The organism is Nocardia amamiensis NBRC 102102 (assembly GCF_001612745.1).
Taxonomy (GTDB): domain Bacteria; phylum Actinomycetota; class Actinomycetes; order Mycobacteriales; family Mycobacteriaceae; genus Nocardia; species Nocardia amamiensis.
In genome coordinates this window covers 50,832-66,263 of the sequence record NZ_BDBA01000005.1, presented here as the reverse complement: position 1 = coordinate 66,263, position 15,432 = coordinate 50,832, and the positions used below count along the sequence as shown (strand labels likewise).

Below are 15,432 nucleotides of genomic sequence, written 5' to 3'. Positions count from 1 at the left end.
GTCCGTATTGCACTATTGCTCTCGCCGTCGGCCCGCCGGGCTGACGCGAGAAGGGAGGGTCATGACCGACGAACCAACCCCGGCCGGCACCGCCGAGGTGGTCGAGTCGTGGAATGTTCCCGCGGGCGCCACGGTGGCCCAGCGCATCAGGTCGAACATCCTGGTCGCGATCGAACGCGGTTACGACGATCCCCAGTTGGTCGCGGACCTCGCGGTCGGTCCGCTGGTGATGGCGCTCGGCAAGCTCGAGGTGGAGCTGGCCGACGCGCGGCGCCGGATCGACGAACTGGAGCGCGTGATCCGCGGAGACCGATCCTGAGTGCGGCACCGCGGATCCGGGTTGGGATGTCCATTCGGTGATCTCGCGCGTTCGGTCGAGATCTGGTTGTGACCATCCGAGCCCTCTGCTTTTCGCGCGGCTATCCAGGGGTTCGCGCGGTGATCGAAAAGACGCAGCTCTGTGCGCTGGACAACATCGCGCCAACACCGTAATCTTCTCGTGACTTAGTGGAACCAGTCGCTTCGTAAGAGAAACGGCGCCACTAGTTACCGCCTAAACGGCAGTCGGGCCACACGGTCTCGGCAGTCGTACCGAGGACTCGGAGGATCGTTCTGGGTCGGGCCGCTCTCCCGGTCCGAACTCGGTCGGCGGGAGCGCAGCAAGATCGGAGACGTAGCTCGGTGGGTAAACACAGCTTGCAACGGGATTCTCGGGTTCCGAATTCCGTCAAGGGTGCGATTGTCATGGGTGCGGTGGCCGCCACCGGCGCCATGCCAGCGATTCCGGCCATGGCCGCGACTATCAACGTTCCTGGCGTCGGTAACTTCGACGTTCCGCAGGAATGGGAACAGCCGGTCCAGCAGCTCAATCAGCAGATCCAGCAGGCGCTCGCGGCCGTTCCCGCCGCCCCTGCGCCCGCGCCCGAGGCGCAGGTGGCTCCCCAGCTTCCTGGTCTCGCGCCGATGATGCCGGGCCTGTTCGCCCAGCCGACCTCCCCGGGTGACATCGCCCTCGACGCCGCCAGGACCAAGGTCGGCGCCAATTACTCTTGGGGCGCCGCGGGTCCCAGGGCCTTCGACTGCTCCGGCCTCGTCCAGTGGGCGTTCCGCCAGGCGGGCGTCGACCTCCCCCGCACCAGCTTCGAGCAGTCGCACGTCGGCGCGCCGGTCGCCTACCACGAGTTGCAGCCGGGCGACATCGTCGTCACCAACGGCGGCGGTCACGTCGGCATCTACGCGGGCGACAACAAGCTTCTGAATGCGGTCCAGTCGGGTACGCCGGTGTCCTACACCCCGCTGCGCCCCGACATGGTGGTTACCGCACGCCGTATCGTCTAACGAGTGGCCCGCGCCGAATCCGGCATCCAGAGCAGCGCGACCCAGGCCCGCGTCGATTCGTGGACCTGGGCCGTTCGGCTGTTCAAAACCAGGTCCGCTGCCGCGGAAGCATGCCGGGGCGGGCACGTGCGGGTGAACGGCTCGACGGCCAAGCCCGCACAGCCTGTGCGCCCCGGTGACGAGGTGCGCATCCGGTCAGGTGGTCTCGAGCGCATTGTCATCGTGGAGCGAATCGTCACCAAGCGCGTCGGCGCTCCGATCGCCGCGCAGTGTCTGATCGATCGCAGTCCACCGCCACCGCCACGGGAAGTCGTGGCGAGCATGCCCCGTCGCGATCGCGGTGCGGGGCGTCCCACCAAGCGTGAGCGGCGTGAGACCGACCGTCTCCTGGGCCGGGCTGATCACTAGCGGGAGCATCCGGCCACATCTCCGCGGAAGGCATTCTCTGAGTCCACCGCGACGAGTTCGCTTGTGATGTCGGTGTGACAGCGGCCGGTGTCCCGGTCTCAGATCATCGCGAGTGGGCGCAGGTGGCCTGCTACGTAGCGAGCCCTGCACTCTCCGCGTCGTAGCTTTCCGCTGCTGGTCTTGGGAATCCGCCCCGGTTCGACGAGCATCACCGCGGCGGGCATCACCTCGTGCGTGGACGCGACCGCGGAGCGGATGCGACGGGCCAGTGCGGAGAGTTCGGCGGGTTCTGCCGCGCCGATGGTGACGAGTTCGGCGACCACGACCAGGTCTTCCCGACGGCCGTCATCGTGCCCGAACGCCGTCACATGGCCCGGCCGGATATCCGGAGAGCATGCTTCCACGGTCGTCTCGATGTCGGTGGGATAGTGATTGCGTCCGTCGACCACGATGACGTCCTTGCGGCGTCCGGCGATGTAGAGCTGGCATTCATACTGGAAGCCGAGGTCGCCGGTGCGCAGCCAGCGGACGTCGTCGTGGGGCAGCGTGGCGCCGAAGGTCTCCTCGCTAGCGTCGGGCCTGCCGAAGTAGCCGTCGCACACGTTGTTTCCGGCTACCCAGATCTCGCCGACGCGCCCTGGTGGCAGGGCCGACCCGGTGACCGGATCGACCACACATACCGCCTGTCCCGCAGGTGTGCCGCAGCCGACGAGCGGCGTGCCGTGCTGTGACTGCCGCGCGTTGTCGGGTAGCGCGACCGCGCGACCTTCGGCGAGCGCGGCCCGTTCGAAGTGGTGCCACACCGGTTCCTCGCGCGAATCGCAGACGGTGACCGTGAGCGTGGCCTCGGCAAGGCCGAAGCCGGGTGTGTGCGCGTGGTGGCGAAAGCCATAGGGGGCGAAGGTCTTGGTGAATTCCTTCAGCGCGTCGGCGCGGACCGGTTCGGAACCGTTGAGCAACACGTCCAGCCCGGACAGGTCGAGACCGGTCCGCTCCTGCGGCGTCGTGCCCGACACCGCGAGCGTCAAGGCGAAATTGGGACATCCCGTGATGCCTGCGCGGTAGTCGGCGATCGCGCGCAGCCACCGGATGGGCCGCTTCACGAACTCCGACGGCGCCAGGGTGACGCCGTGCACGCCGAGCCAGAGCGGCAGCGCCAGACCCAGGATCAGCCCCATGTCGTGAAAGAACGGTAGCCAGGTCACGATGGGCCGATCCCGGGCCGTGAACACGGCGTCCCGCAACTGCGCCAGCGCCGCGGCGAGATTCTCATGCGTGACGCGAACGCCGGCGGGGGACTTGGTCGACCCGGAGGTGTACTGCAGATATGCGAGCTCGCCGCACACGGGGTCGACCACGGGCACATGGGTCTGCGCCGCAGCGGGAATCCGCGGGGCTGCGCGCATGCTGCCAAGCGGTGGTGTTGATCCAGCGACTGAGTCTGTCGGTTGCCCGGCTCGACGCGGCCGCCCCGGGGAGGCCGAAGCTGCTGCCGATATGGCTGGAAACGCGTCCGCGTGCATAGCAGGGCGCGTGGCCAAAACGAGCGGATTCGCGGCTGGCTCGCGGGAATCCCCTATCGGCCCGGACGGTTCCGGCGGCACGGTGAGTACACGCCCCAGTGCCGGCCCGAGGGTTACGGCGGTGATCTCGTCGTGGGCGGAGAGCAGTGTCATGGTAGGGCGGGCGTCGGCGAGGATCGCGTGCACGCGGTCTCGGTTGCGCGTGCCACCCGCGGGGAACAGCGGTACCGCTATGCGATTGCTGTACAGACAGGCAAGAAAGGCCACCGCATAGTCGATTCCGTGGGCGCACAGAATGGCGACGCGGTCGCCGGGCGCGCTCTCCCGCCGCAGTCGTGCGGCGAGCGCCCCTGCCGCGGCGTGCAGGCCCGCGTAGGTCACCGTGACGGGCACGCGTTCTTGCAGGCGGAAGCGCAGTTCGGTGTAGGCGGGCTCGTCCGGCCGTGTCGCCGCCCAGTGGGCCACCTGGGCTGCGAGAATATTGCCCGGCGCGTGGTCAATCCTGGTCACGATGCCTCGCTGGCTCTCAACATGACGGGCACGCATTCTTGCATGCGGTAGCGCGGTTCGGTGCAGGCGGGCTCGTTTGGTTGGATGGCTGTCCCATGGGCTACATCGACCCCGAGTGTTTGCCTGGCACGTGGATGCTCGCGGTCATGATGCCTCGCTGGTTTTCGACGTGGCGGGTACACGTTCTTGCATGCGGTAGCGCGGTTCGGTGTAGGCGGGCTCATTCGGCTGGGTGGCCGCCCAGTGGGCTACCTCGACCGCGGGGGTATTGCCTGGTATGCGGTCACTCGCCGTCACGATGCCTCGCTGCTGTTCGCAGCGACCCGGTCCAGCAGGGCGGCGCCGAGTGCGGTGATGGTGGGGTGTTTGAACAGCTCCGCGGTCGCGATCCGAACACGCAGCCGGGCTTCCAGATTGCGGCGCATCTCGATGGCGAGCAGGGAAGTGAGCCCGAGGTCGTTGAAGTCGGCGGCAGGGTCGACGTGCTCGGCGGGCAGGCCGAGTGTGCTCGCCAGCACGCGGCGGATGGTGGTGGTCAGTGGCTCGGCGGGTTCCGGCGGCGTTCGCAGGTGCCCCGGTGCGCTGTCTCGGCTGGGCGCTGAATCGACAACCGGCACAAGAAGGTTCGCCAGTCGCCCGGCTACCGGTGAAGTGTCGGCGGTCGGGGTGTAGTCCAGCGCGAGCAGATACGGGCCTTCGTAGCGGAGGGCTCCGGAGAGCACGGCGCTACCTCGGTGCACATCGAATGTCCCGACGCCCGCGCGTCGCAGGTGGCTCGCCCCACCGGCCGCAGCGGCGAGCCCGGAGTACCACAGGCCCCAGCCGATGCTGAGAATGCGCCTGCCCGGGTCGCGCGAAGCCAGGGCGTCCATGGCCGCGTTCGCCGCGGCGTAGGCGGCTTGGCCGGGTGCGCCGAGCGCGCCGGTCGCCGAGGAGAACAGCAGGACGAAGTCGGTCGCGTCGGTCGCGGTGAGCTCGATCAGATTGCTCGCCGCGGTGGCTTTGGGGGCGCACATCCTGGCCAGCTGACTTGCCGTGACCGCGTCGAACGCGGCGTCTTCCAGCGCACCGGCGGCGTGCACGACACCGCGAATGGCCGCCCCCCAGGCCCGGATGTCGCTGAGCGCGTTCGCCAGATCGTCCCGGTCGGCCGCATCGCAGCGCACCACGACAATGCGGTCCTCCAAGCCGTCGAGCAGCGCGGGCACCGGGCGGGGTGCGCGCGTCAGCACCACCACGTCTCGTGCTCCCGCGTCGAGCAGCCAGCGGACGGCGACCGAGCCGAGCGTCCCCAGCCCGCCGGTGACGACATAGGTTCCGTTCGTGTCGATACCCGCGATCGGCAGCGCCCGCTCTCGCGCCGGCATGAAACGCCGGACCGCGACCTCACCGGCGGACAGGCGAAGCTCGTCGGGAATGTCGGCAGCGGTCACCAGACGGCTGAGCAGCGGCACGCTGTTGGGGTCGGCATCGGCCCAGACCAGGCGCACTGTCCGGCCCGACTCGAGCTGCAGCGAGCGCACCAGGCCTGCGATCGCCGCGGGCTCGACCGCGCAACGGTTGGCGGATGCGTCGTGCCGTGCGGGGCCGGAATCCTGCCGCGGCAGCACGACGGTCATGGACGCGGTGGAGTTGTCGGTGGAGATCCGTTGCAGCAGATCGAGAACCCGCCCGAGCGATGCGACGCCTGCCTGCGCATCGCTCGCGCTGTCGTCCGCGGGACAGACCACCACCACGGCGGTCCGGCCGTCACGGCGCCCGGTGAGGACGGCGGTCACGAGCGGACCCGCATCGTCCGGTTCGCGCGCGACTCGTTCGGTCGGCAAGCCGGCATCCAGTGCCCTGGCGAGCCGGACCGCGAGCTCGGACGCGCCCACCACCACCGCGCGCCGCCCGACCGTGGGCGCGTCGCCGAGGCCCAGCGCCTGGGGATCGCACGATATCCACGCCTCTTGACGGAACGGCGCGTCCTGTTCGGCGCGTGGTGTTCGCCGTGCGCCGAGCTCGTCCGCGTCACCGGGCTGGGCGTAGCGAATGTGCACGCCGGAGAAGGCAAGACAGGGCACCCCGTGCTGGTCGGTCGCGATGACATCGCCCACCAGTCCGTTGCCGGTCCGCTCCCGGATCAACGCGTGCACCTCGAGCACATGGCGATTCGGTTCGTTCGACAGCCAGGCGGAATCCATGCCGATCGGCAACGGAATCGACGCGGCGGGCAGCTCGTCGAACAGTGCCGCGGCGAGCACTTGCAGGCACCCGTCCAGCGTTGCGGTGCAGTGCAATTCGGCGGCATCGAACAGGCCGAGCGCCCGCCCGGTGCCCGCCGCGATGCCGCGCAGCGCACGGAAGCGCGGTCCGTACTCCAGTCGCCTGCGGCGCAGTTCCTCGTAGAAAGTCCCGGTGGCGATGACCCGCATGTGGTGGCGGGCGGCCCGGTTTGCGTCGACCACCCGCATCCATGCGACGATATCCGCGGGTGTGGGGTCACCGGCGGGCCGGGCCGAAGCCAGCGTCTCGGTGCCGGTGACCTCCGCCCGCACGCTTTCCTCGGCTCCCGGTCCGCGATAGACGACCTCGGGCAGCGTTCTCGAATCGGTTCTCTCGTGCACGACGAAATCGGCGAGCCGGCTGGTCCCGGCCGTCGTTCGGGCCAGGTGCAGCAGCCTACGCAGCCAGAACACGGCGGGCACCGTGCTGTCGCCGTGCACCACGTGATCGGTGAGATCCTCGGTGCGAAAAGCGGATTCGGGGGTCTGCCCGTTCGCGGGTCCCGACACCATGAGCGGGAACCTCCGCTTGCGCCACTGCCGGGGCAATGCGCCGCCGAACGGGCCGAGTGCCGACCAGTCGACCGGCCGCCCCTCCAGGTACAGCCGGGCCAGACCGGCGAGGAATCCGTCTGCCTCGTCCTCGCGCAGCGCCACCGGATGCGTGCCCTCACGGAACTCCGGGTATTCCCGCACGGCGGAGGTGAGTACGGGATGCGGGCCGATCTCCAGCACGGTCGAGATGCCGTCCTCGGCGGCGCGTTCCATCGCCGCCGCCAACTGCACGGTGCCCGCGGCATTCTCGGCCCAGTAGTCGCGGTCCATGGCGGCTGTGGTGATCTTCGCGCCGCGCCGAGCCGTCGAGTACACCGGCACCTGCGGCGCCAGCGGAGTGATCTCGCTCAGTGCCCCGACGAACGCCGGGAGCACGGCGGCGACCTGCGGGCCGTGCGCGGCGAAGTCGACGGCGAGCCGACGCGCGAACATGTTGCGGCGAGTGGCTCGGCGCACCAGCGTGTCGATATAGCGCGGCGTGCCGGACACCACTACCGATCTGGGGCCGTTGACCGCGGCGATGCCCACCTCCCGGTGCATCGGCTCGACCAGTTTCGTCGCTTCGTCCGGGGCCGCCTCCAGCACCGCCATCGCGCCGTGGCCGTCCAAATTGGCCAGGGTCGCGCTGCGCAGCACCACAATGCGCGCCGCGTCCGCCAGGGACAGCGCGCCGCCGACCGTGGCGGCGGCGATCTCGCCGAGACTATGCCCGGCCACCGCATCGGGCCGAATGCCGAACGCCGCCAAGAGTTTCACCACTGCCACTTGGAACGCGAACAGCGCGGGCTGGACCAGTTCGGTAGCGTGCGCGCCATCCGTGGCAGCGAAAGCGAAACCGTGCCGCGGCGTCCAGATTCGCGGTCCACCCGCCGCCACGATCGCGTCGGTCGCTTCGGCGAGCGCGGTGGCGAAGACCGGATATCGCGCCGCCAGCGCACGACCCATCTTCGGATGCTGGCCACCTTGACCGGAGAACAACAAGAGCAGGCCGCCAGGGCGGCGGTTCCGCATAGGGCCGAGCACTGTGCCGACGTCGCCGCGGCCGAAGGCACGCAGCCGGTGTACCGCGTCCCGGTGGTCGTGCGCCAGGACCGCGGCTCGCGTGGTTTCGGGAAGCGATCGAGTTGTGTCCGCGGCGAACTCGCCCAGCGGCGGGCAGGCGCGATCCAGCTCGTCGGCCAGCCGCAGCGCGTGCTCGCGCAGCTCCACGTCGTCGCGGGCAGTCAGCGGCAGCACTACCGGGAAGTGATCGCTCCGGTCCTGCCGTGGCGCGGCGACACCGCGCACCGCGATGTGCGCATTCGTGCCACCGAATCCGAACGAGCTGACGCCCGCCATGCGCTCCGGTGCGGGTACGTGACTCCAGTCCACCGGCTCGGTCGGCACACGCAGACCACGCTCGGCCAGGTGCAGCAACGGGTGTTCGGCGCGGAGGTTGATCGTCGGCGCGATCACGCCGTGATGGATGGACAGGGCGGCCTTCACCAGCCCGGTGACTCCGGCCGCCGCCTCCAGATGTCCGATATTGGACTTCACCGAGCCGATCCAGATCGGATCGTTCGCGTCTATGCGCGACCGGTCGCTCGATCGCTGTGCGTCGATGCGTGACTGTTGGTTCGGTCGCTGAGTGTCGGTGCGCGACTGCTCGAGCGGTCGCGGTGCGTCGGTGCGTGACTGTTGGTTCGGTCGCTGAGTCTCGGTGCGCGACCGGTCGCTCGATCGCGGAGTGTCGGTGCGTGACTGTTGGTTCGGTTGCGGGGTGTCGGTGCGTGACTGTTGGTTCGGTTGCGGGGTGTCGACGTGCGACCGTTCGCTCGAGCGCTGGGTGCCCTCGCCGAGCGCGGCGGCCAGCGCGCCGATCTCCACGGCGTCGCCCAAAGGCGTTCCGGTGCCGTGACATTCGATGTAGCCAGCACCGCGCGGCGTACTACCGGCACGCGACCACGCGGTGCGCAGTGTCTCCTGCTGCGCGCGGCCGTTCGGTGCGTAGAGGCCGTTGGAGCGTCCGTCCGATCCGACGGCTGTCCCGATGATTTCCGCGTACACCCGATTGCCCTCGCGCAGCGCGTCGGCGGTCCGTTGCAGGACGACCACCGCGCAGCCGTCGCCGCGGGCATAGCCGTCGGCGGCGGCGTCGAACGGTGCCGTGCGCCCGCCTGGCGACAGGAAACCGCTCTCGGCCAGGTAGTTCGACGTGTGCTCCAATAGCACCAGATTGACGCCGCCGACGATGGCGAACGGGACGGTGCCGTCGGCGAGCAACCGGACCGCGAGATCCACCGCGGCGAGTGAGGACGAGCACGCGCTGTCGAGCACCAGGCTCGGCCCGTGCAGATCGAGCACGTACGACAACCGGTTGGCGATGATGCTGAGCGCCGACCCGGTCACCGCGTACTGGGCGTCGTGACCTTCCCGGCCGAGCACTGCTATGCCGTGGTCGTACCCGGACGCGCCGAATACCACTGCTGCGTCGGATCCGCGTGCGCGATAACCGATTCCGGCGTCGTCGAGCGCCTCCACCGCGACCTCCAGCGCGAGCCGCTGCTGCGGGTCCATGACGGCGGCTTCCCGCTCGGAGATGGCGAACCAGTCGTTGTCGAACGACTCGACATCGTCGAGGTAGCCGCCGCGCCGGGCGCCCAAGCGGCCGGCGGGCGGTGTGGACGTGGCATCCCGGCCGTCGAGTAACAGCCGCCAGAATTCGGCAGCGCTCGCCGCTCCGGGCAGGCGGCAGCCGATGCCGATGATGGCGACGGGTGTATGCGAGCCGATCGAGTCCGTAGGCGCGGTGCTCATCGCATCGCGAGATACTCGACAAGCTGCTCGATGTCTGGATGGTCGTAGATCGCGGTCAGCGGAACCTCGACTCCCATAGCGTCTTCGAGATGGGCGGTCAGCCTCGCAAGCTGGGTGGAACTGAGGCCGAGATCGGTAAAGGGCGAACTGGTCGACACCGTGGCGGCGTCGATCCCTAGTAGGTCCGCAACGGCCGTGACGGCGGCGCAAGTCAACGCGGTGCGCCGGCCGTAGCCGAGCGAACCGTCGTTCCCCTGCACACCACTGTGCCCGTCCGGAAGACTGGGCGGCATCGCGTCCTCCCTCCCCGTCTCCCGGCTACTGCTACCCACAGAGAACGGTACCCACGCGATTATGCCGCAGAAATCGGCCGGAGCAAGGTCGCATCGAAGGCGCAGCCGTCCGAAGCCCGCGCCGGGCCGAGCGATGGCGAGGCAGCCGCGTTTCCGCTGCATGCCCTGCCTTTCGCGAACCACGGCGATCCCTTACGGTGGCATGGTGACCGAACCGGACAGCGGTGCCGCCACCCGCGCCGAGCGCACGCCGATCGTGCCCACTCTGCTGCGCTGCTGTGCCGCGCTGGCGGCGACGCCGGGCCGCCTACTGCGCCCGCGCCGCCCCGACACCGCACTGCTGGCGAATCTCGAGGTGCGTCCGCTGCCCACCGCGAGCGCCGCGGTGCGACTCACCGTGCTGAACCAAGCCACCATGTCGGCGCCGACCACCATCGTGGCCGAGGGCGTGCGCAGCCTGCGGGAGATGACGCTGTCGATGGCGGCGTTCCTGGTCGAGCATCCGAAGGCGCGGTTCCTGGTCGATCCCGCCCTGTGCGCGGGCGTGCACGACCGGGTGCTGCCCGAGTTGCCGTTCCCGGTCCCGCTGCTCGTCGCGCCGGACAAACCGGTGCTCGGTCTGTCCGACGCGCTCGCCGCGCACGACATCGCCGGTTCCGAGATCGATTTCGTGCTGCCCACCCACCTGCACTGGGACCACGTCTCCGGCCTGCTGGAATTGCCTCCCGCGGTCGAGGTCCGGTTGCCCGCGGCCGAATACGACTGGGCCATGGGCGGTCCGCACGCCCCGGCCGGTGTGGCGCGCGGGCCACTGCGCGGACGTACATTCGACCGATTCGAGCTGGACGGACCACCGGTGCTCACCTTCCCACGCAGCAAAGACCTGTTCGGCGACGGTTCGGTACTGCTGGTCGATCTCGCGGGCCACACGCCGGGCAGCATCGGCGTGCTGCTGGCGGTGGATGACGGCAGCCGGGTGCTGTTCGCGGGCGACGCCGTCTGGAGCAAGCTGCAGGTCGACCTGCTCCGCGAAAAGGCGCCGATGCCGGGCAAACTCTTCGACTCCGACCGCGACGCCGCCTTCACCACCATCCACCGCCTACACGCGCTGCCCGACGACATCGAACTCATCGCCAGCCACGACTACGAGGCCGTCACCGCCCGCGCGAGCAAGTAACCCGGTCAGCCGACCACGGTTTCGGCGAGTCGTGCGGTGATCAGCTTCTCGGCCTCGGTGACCATTCGGCCGATCAGTTCGGCGCAGGTCGGGATGTCGTGGATCAGGCCCTGGCACAAGCCGACCGACCAGATTCCCGCGTCCAGGTCGCCTTCCTCGAACACCCGCCGACCGCGTGCGCCCGCGACCAGATCGCGCACGTCGTCGAAAGTGCCGCCCGCTTTCTCGATTTCGACGACCTTGCGACTGATCTCGTTGTCCGCGACGCGCGCGGTATTGCGCATGGTGCGGAAGATGAGCTGGGTGTCGCGCTCGGAGTTGGCGACGATCCGCTCCTTGACCTTCTGATCGATCGAGGACTCCTGCGTGCACAGGAATCGGGTGCCCATATTGACGCCGTCCGCGCCGAGAGCGAGCGCCGCGACCAGGCCGCGGGCGTCGGCGATGCCGCCGGAGGCGATCATCGGAATGCTCAGTTCACGGGCCGCGGCGGGGATGAGCACCAAACCGGGGACGTCGTCCTCACCGGGATGGCCCGCGCATTCGAAGCCGTCGATGCTCACCCCGTCCACGCCGATCCGCTCCGCCTTCAGCGCATGCCGGACGCTGGTGCACTTGTGCAGCACCTTGATGCCCGCGTCCTTGTAATAGGGCAGGAACGGTTCCGGATTGCTGCCCGCCGTTTCGACGATTTTCACGCCGCTGTCGATGATCGCCTGAACGTATTCCGCGTACGGCGGCGGATTGATCGACGGCAGGATGGTGACGTTCACGCCGAAGGGTTGGTCGGTGAGCTCCCTGGTGCGGGCGATTTCGCGGCGCAGGTCGTCGGGGGTCGGCTGGGTCAGGGCGGTGATGAAGCCGAGCCCGCCCGCGTTGGCCACGGCCGCGACGAGTTCGGCGCGCCCGACCCACATCATGCCGCCCTGCACGATCGGATGCTCCACCCCGAATTTCTCGGTGAACCTGGTCCGCAGCATTGCGCTTCTCCTCTATCTCGGGCGGGCGTGCCGGTCCGCCCGTTGGTGTCGATGGTGACATGAGGATCGCCTCGTGTTCAACTCATAAGTGAGCCGAGGTTCGCACGATTGGCTCTGACCGATGCCGTGCTTGGATGCGACAGGATTGTGCCTGAACAACCAGGTAGATGTGCGTATTTGGCATCTGGATACAAATTCCGACCGCTTGACAACGATTCATCCACGGATGCCTTGTCGGACAATTAAGTTAGTTGCTATTCTGCTCCGGATTCAGCCCGTCGCCGCCGGACATCCGGCGGTCGGAGAGGAGTTCGTGGCATGACCACCGGGGCAGCAGCGCTCGCCGAGCCGTTCAGGTCGCGGCGCAACCACTGGAACAACCAGATCGCCGTGCATGCGCAGATGCGCCCGGACGCGGTCGCGGTGCGGTTCCATGGCGTGGACACCACGTGGCGCCAATTGCACGAGCGATCAATGAAATTCGCCGACGGGCTGGCGCGCCGGGGAGTCGGATTCGGCGATCGGGTGCTGATCCTCGCGCTGAACTACCCCGAATACCTCGAAGCCGTCTTCGGCATCAACGCGCTCGGGGCGATCGCGGTCCCGGTCAACTTCCGGCTCACACCGCCCGAAGTCGCCTACATCGTCAGCGATAGCGGCGCCAAAGCGATCGTCAGCGATACCGTGCTGCAACCACTGGCCACTGCGGTACGCGCGCAGGCTCCCGCCCTGGAGACCTGCGTGGTGATCGGCGGCGCGTCCGGCGAGGGCGTGGTCGGCTTCGACGACTTGCTCGCCGAAGACGGCGAACCGCATATCCCGCTGGACATCCCCGAAGACACCCCCAGCTTGATCATGTACACCTCGGGCACCACGGGCAACCCGAAGGGCGCGGTGCTGACCCACGCGAACATGAACGCCCAAGCGCTGACCTGCATCCGGGCGCTGGCGCTGGAACCGGATTCGATCGGACTGTGCACCTCGCCGCTGTTCCACATCGCCGGACTCGGCAGTCTCGCACCGGCTTTCCAGCTCGGCGCCAAGACGGTGCTGCACCCGCTCGGGGCGTTCGACGCCGGGGAATTCCTCGACGCGCTGGAGCGCGAGCAGGCCACCTCCGCCTTCTGCGTGCCCGCGCAGTGGCAGCTGGTCTGCGATCACCCGACCGTGAAGGAACGCAAACTCGCGCTCGAGGTGCTGAGCTGGGGCGCCGCGCCCGCGTCGGACACCGTGCTGCGCGCGATGGCCGAGTGCTTCCCGAACGCGTTCAATGTCGCGGTGTTCGGACAGACAGAGATGTCGCCGATCACCTGCGTCCTGGAGGGCAAGGACGCGATCCGCAAGATCGGCTCGGTGGGCAAGCCCATCCCGACCATTCAGGCACGCATCGTCGATGACGAGATGAACGACGTCGCTCCTGGCGAGGTGGGTGAAATCGTCTACCGCGGACCCACCCTCATGCAGGGCTACTGGAACAAGCCGGAGGCCACTGCGGAGGCGTTCGCGGGCGGCTGGTTCCACTCCGGCGATCTGGTCCGCCAGGACGAGGAGGGCTTCATCTATGTGGTGGACCGCAAGAAGGACATGATCATCTCCGGCGGCGAGAACATCTACTGCGCCGAGGTGGAGAACGTCCTGTTCGCGCACCCGAAGATTCGGGAGGCGGCCGTGGTTGGCCGCGCACACGAGAGGTGGGGTGAGGTCCCGGTCGCGGCGGTCGCGCTGCACAACCCGGACGACGAGCTGACGCTGGCTGAGCTCGAGCCGTTCCTCAACGAGAATCTGGCCCGCTACAAGCACCCCAAAGATCTGGTGCTGATGCCCGAGCTGCCGCGCAACGCCAGTGGCAAGGTCGTGAAAGTGCAGTTGCGCAAGGACTATTCGTCCTGAATGCCAGGAGCGCACGTTTCACGTGAATCGACGCAGCGATGGGCGTTGAATGCGTAAGGTCGTCCCATGGCGATCCGACGCATCCGCGCCGCCGTACTGGCGCTGCACTGGCAAGTGAATGTCATTCGGCCGGAAGGCTTTTTCGGGCCGATGTTAGCCGCGCCGGTCGCGGCCAGCGGTGTGGTGCCTCGTGCGACGGACTTCCACGCGGCGGCGCTCGCGCTGGATGTGCCGGTTGTCTTCACCCGGTTCACCATCCCGGTCGGCGAGGGCGAGCTCGTGCGCAACACCGGCTTCATGCGCTCGGTCGGCGCGGCGCAAACCGAATTCCGCCCCGATTCGCCCGGTAGCGCGATCATTCCGGAGATGGAGGCGCAGCCGACAGACGTGTTCGACAACCAGAAGCTGTCCGGGCTCGCGGGCAGCAAGCTTCCGGAGTGGTTGGCGGATCAAGGCATCGGGACGCTCTTCATCACCGGCGTCGCGACCGACCTGACCGTCGAGCAGACCGCGCGGCACGGCACCGACCTCGGGTTCACCGTGCACCCGGTGTCCGACTGCGTTGCTGCTGCGAGCCCGGAAGCGCACGATTTCGCGCTGACCAACCTCGAACTCGTTACTGCTGGGTGCCTGACCGCCGCGCAGGCGCTGGAACTCGTCCGCGGTGACGGCCCGATCTAGTTGTCGCGGTTCATGATGGTGTCGACATGGATGCGAGCCTGTTCAATCGTTGCCGTGTCTGGCTGAGTTCGGCTTGCCGGGCTTCGATGCGTCTGGCCAAGTCGTCCAGTTCCGCTCGCAGCTCTGGGCACATTTCGAGGAAAATGCCATGATCGCCGGTGCGGACGCAATCGAGGTATTTTCGGATGGTCGCGGTTCCCAAACCAGCGGAGACCATCATTCTGATCTGGGCAACGCGGGTGACATCGGATTCGGAGTACTCCCGGTATCCGCTGCTGTTACGAGCCGGGACCAATAGTCCTTGATCCTCGTAGTGGCGTAGCGCTCGCGCGCTTGCGCCGGTCGACATGGCGAGTTCGCTGATCAGCACCCTTGGTTCCTCCTCATCGGCTTGACATTCACGCTGACGTGAACCCATACCCTCCTGCCGTATGACAACTGGAACAACCCAACGGCGTGCCTCGATCATCCACGGTTACCACGCATCCCCTGAGGATCACTGGTTCGGTTGGCTGGCCGGGCAACTCGACGCGGTCGGCATCCCGACCACGGTTCCGGCTCTTCCGAACCCGCACGAGCCGGACCACGCGCAGTGGGCGGAGGCCGTCCGCGCCGAGTTGGGCGCCGTTGACGAGAACTCGATTATCGTCGCGCACAGCCTGGGCTGCCTGACCGTGCTGCGCTATCTGCGCTCACTTCCGCAGTCCTGGCACGTCGGCACTCTCGTGCTGGTGTCCGGATTCGTCGAGCGACTCCCCGCGCTCCCGGAATTGAATGCGTACATCGGAGACGGCTGCGATGTGGCGGGGTTCAGCAACCACATCGGTCGACTCACGGTCATCCGGTCCGACTCGGACCCGCTGGTTCCCATCGGTCACACCGATCGTCTTGCCGACCTCCTCGGAATTTCCGCAGAGGTGGTTCCCGGAGCCGGTCACTTCCTCGCTTCGGACGGCGTCACTTCGCTACGTGAAGTTCTGGTAGCCGTCGGTCTCGGCCATTCGTTCCGCTAGC

Annotated in this window: 13 protein-coding genes; 7 read left to right on the top strand and 6 right to left on the bottom strand. The window is 68.1% G+C overall.

Annotation, left to right across the window (positions count from 1 at the left end; genetic code table 11):
* Window positions 1-61 precede the first annotated feature (61 nt).
* The 3 genes from NA4_RS02215 (at window position 62) to NA4_RS02205 (ending at window position 1,746) form a co-directional block, all read left to right on the top strand.
* Window positions 62-319: a hypothetical protein gene (locus tag NA4_RS02215; protein ID WP_067463019.1), complete on the top strand. Its 258-nt coding sequence runs from the start codon at window positions 62-64 to the stop codon at window positions 317-319.
* 425 nt (window positions 320-744) lie between these two features.
* A complete protein-coding gene (locus NA4_RS02210; RefSeq protein ID WP_084496728.1) occupies window positions 745-1,338 on the top strand; it encodes a C40 family peptidase in 594 nt (197 codons plus the stop codon).
* A 3-nt stretch (window positions 1,339-1,341) separates the two neighbouring features.
* Window positions 1,342-1,746 carry an RNA-binding S4 domain-containing protein gene (locus NA4_RS02205; protein WP_245671040.1) on the top strand — a complete coding sequence of 135 codons (405 nt, stop codon included), beginning with the start codon at window positions 1,342-1,344 and terminating at the stop codon, window positions 1,744-1,746.
* A gap of 98 nt (window positions 1,747-1,844) precedes the next feature.
* Here the strand turns inward: NA4_RS02205 and NA4_RS38590 are convergent, their stop codons facing one another.
* From NA4_RS38590 to NA4_RS02190, 4 genes are all read right to left on the bottom strand, one after another.
* The gene (locus NA4_RS38590) at window positions 1,845-3,779 is read right to left on the bottom strand and encodes a fatty acyl-AMP ligase (RefSeq protein ID WP_169810965.1); all 1,935 of its coding nucleotides are present in this window, start codon (window positions 3,777-3,779) and stop codon (window positions 1,845-1,847) included.
* 144 nt (window positions 3,780-3,923) lie between these two features.
* Complete coding sequence (locus tag NA4_RS40020; RefSeq protein WP_157128750.1) at window positions 3,924-4,076, bottom strand: hypothetical protein; 153 nt, start codon at window positions 4,074-4,076, stop codon at window positions 3,924-3,926.
* Entirely contained in the window at window positions 4,073-9,397 is a 5,325-nt protein-coding gene (locus NA4_RS02195; protein WP_067463015.1) for a type I polyketide synthase, read from the bottom strand. The genes NA4_RS40020 and NA4_RS02195 overlap by 4 nt, the downstream gene beginning before the upstream one ends.
* Window positions 9,394-9,690 (bottom strand): acyl carrier protein, encoded by a 297-nt coding sequence (locus NA4_RS02190; RefSeq protein ID WP_067463178.1) that lies wholly within the window; start codon window positions 9,688-9,690, stop codon window positions 9,394-9,396. Before NA4_RS02190 ends, NA4_RS02195 begins: the two co-directional genes overlap by 4 nt.
* A gap of 202 nt (window positions 9,691-9,892) precedes the next feature.
* On the opposite strand from NA4_RS02190, the gene NA4_RS02185 reads away from it, so the two are divergent.
* Window positions 9,893-10,867 (top strand): MBL fold metallo-hydrolase, encoded by a 975-nt coding sequence (locus NA4_RS02185; protein ID WP_157128749.1) that lies wholly within the window; start codon window positions 9,893-9,895, stop codon window positions 10,865-10,867.
* 5 nt (window positions 10,868-10,872) lie between these two features.
* On the opposite strand, the gene NA4_RS02180 is transcribed toward NA4_RS02185, so the two are convergent.
* On the bottom strand, window positions 10,873-11,847 hold the full coding sequence (locus tag NA4_RS02180; RefSeq protein ID WP_174552898.1) for an NAD(P)H-dependent flavin oxidoreductase: 975 nt from the start codon (window positions 11,845-11,847) through the stop codon (window positions 10,873-10,875).
* Between the two features lie 318 nt (window positions 11,848-12,165).
* Here NA4_RS02180 and fadD5 point away from each other — a divergent pair, with 318 nt between their 5' ends.
* Both fadD5 and NA4_RS02170 read left to right on the top strand, forming a co-directional pair.
* On the top strand, window positions 12,166-13,737 hold the full coding sequence (gene fadD5 / locus NA4_RS02175) for a fatty-acid--CoA ligase FadD5 (RefSeq protein ID WP_067463012.1): 1,572 nt from the start codon (window positions 12,166-12,168) through the stop codon (window positions 13,735-13,737).
* 66 nt (window positions 13,738-13,803) lie between these two features.
* Window positions 13,804-14,418 (top strand): cysteine hydrolase family protein, encoded by a 615-nt coding sequence (locus tag NA4_RS02170; protein ID WP_067463009.1) that lies wholly within the window; start codon window positions 13,804-13,806, stop codon window positions 14,416-14,418.
* Window positions 14,419-14,428: 10 nt separating this feature from the next.
* On the opposite strand, the gene NA4_RS02165 is transcribed toward NA4_RS02170, so the two are convergent.
* Complete coding sequence (locus NA4_RS02165; protein ID WP_067463006.1) at window positions 14,429-14,788, bottom strand: MerR family transcriptional regulator; 360 nt, start codon at window positions 14,786-14,788, stop codon at window positions 14,429-14,431.
* A gap of 61 nt (window positions 14,789-14,849) precedes the next feature.
* Here NA4_RS02165 and NA4_RS02160 point away from each other — a divergent pair, with 61 nt between their 5' ends.
* Window positions 14,850-15,431, top strand: coding sequence for an RBBP9/YdeN family alpha/beta hydrolase (locus NA4_RS02160; RefSeq protein WP_067463003.1), 582 nt, complete (start codon window positions 14,850-14,852; stop codon window positions 15,429-15,431).
* The last annotated feature ends 1 nt before the right edge of the window (window position 15,432 follow it).